The organism is Streptomyces atratus (genome assembly GCF_014648655.1).
Classification (GTDB): Bacteria; Actinomycetota; Actinomycetes; order Streptomycetales; family Streptomycetaceae; genus Streptomyces; species Streptomyces atratus.
Genome location: NZ_BMRN01000170.1, coordinates 1 through 1,546, shown reverse-complemented (window position 1 = coordinate 1,546; position 1,546 = coordinate 1). Strand labels below are relative to the sequence as shown.

Sequence of the window (1,546 nt, the reverse complement as noted above, 5' to 3'; positions counted from 1 at the left end):
GTAGGCGACGAGCCGCTTGTCGCCGGGGCTGTCCTCGCGGGCGACCACGGCGGCCTGGGCGACCATCGGGTGGCCGGTCAGAACGCTCCGGATCTCGCCCGGCTCGATGCGGAAGCCGCGGATCTTGACCTGGTCGTCGGTGCGGCCCGCGAAGACGAGCTGTCCGGCCGCCGTCCACTTGGCGCGGTCGCCGGTGCGGTACATCCGCTCGCCCGGCGCGAAGGGCGAGGCGACGAAGCGCTCGGCCGTCAGGTCGGGGCGCCCCAGATAGCCGCGGGCCAGGCCCGCGCCGGTGACATACATCTCGCCCGCGACGCCGACGGGGGCGGGCGCGAGGTACTCGTCGAGGACGTACACCTCGGTGTTGAGCACAGGCGTGCCGATGGCGACCTCGGCGGACTCCGGGTCACACCGCCACAGGGTGGCATCAACGGTGGTCTCGGTGGGTCCGTAGGAGTTGAAGAGCCTGCGGCCGCGCGCCCAGCGGGCCATCACGTCGGGCGGGCAGGCCTCTCCCGCGACGACGAGGACGGTGTCCGGGTCGATGCTGTTCTCGTCGAGGGTGGCGAGGACGGCGGGCGGGAGGGTGGCGTGGGTGACGCGCTGCTCGGTCAGGAAGACCGGCAGGGCCTCGCCCAGGCGCTTCTCGCGCGGGATGACCACGAGGGCCGACCCGGACAGGAGGGCCATGAGCCACTCCCAGCCGAAGGTGTCAAAACTCGCGGAGGCGAACTGGGCGACCCGGGCACCGGGGCCGACGCCCAGGTAGCGGACGTGGCCCGCGACGAGGCCGGCGACACCTGCGTGGGAGACGAGGACACCCTTGGGGCGGCCGGTCGAGCCCGAGGTGTAGATGACGTACGCGGGGTGGGTCACCGCAAGGTCGACGCGCGGCGGTCCCTCCACCGCGTCGCCGTCCGCTTCCTCGACGAGGAGCGCCTCGGCCGGGACCTTGCCCGCCGTGCCGGCGGATGCGAGAACCAGGGCCGGTGCCGCGTCGCCGAGCATGTACGCGATCCGGTCGGCCGGGTACTCCGGGTCGATCGGCATGTACGCGCCCCCGGCCTTCAGGACGGCGAGCAGCGCCACCATGAGGTCGGTGCCGCGCTCCAGGCAGACCGCGACGACGGACTCGGGGGTGACGCCCCGTTCCACCAACCGGTGTGCCAGCTGGTTTGCGTGGGCGTCCAGTTGGGCGTATGTGAGCTCGGCGCCGTCCGCGACGACGGCGGCTGCGTCCGGGGTGCGGGCCACATGCGCGGCGAACAGCTCCGGCACCGTGGCGGGAGCGACGTCGGCGGCCGTGTCGTTCCACTCGACCAGGAGCCGGTGACGCTCGGTGTCGTCGAGGACCGGGACCGCGCTCAGGCGGGTGTCCGGCCCGGCGGTCAGCACGTCGAGGACCTGGGCCAGGCAGGCGACGAGCCGCTCGGCGGTGGCCGGTTCGAACAGGTCAGCAGCGGCGGTGACGAAGCCGCGCACCCCGGCCGGGTGACCGTCGTCGTCGAACGCCTCACCCACGATGACGTCCAGGTCGAACTTGGCC

1 protein-coding gene is annotated in these 1,546 nt (G+C 73.3%); it reads right to left on the bottom strand.

What is annotated here, in order from left to right; all coding sequences use genetic code 11:
- On the bottom strand, positions 1–1,546 hold a 1,546-nt coding region (locus tag IEZ15_RS43880; protein ID WP_189282506.1), incomplete at both ends, for a non-ribosomal peptide synthetase.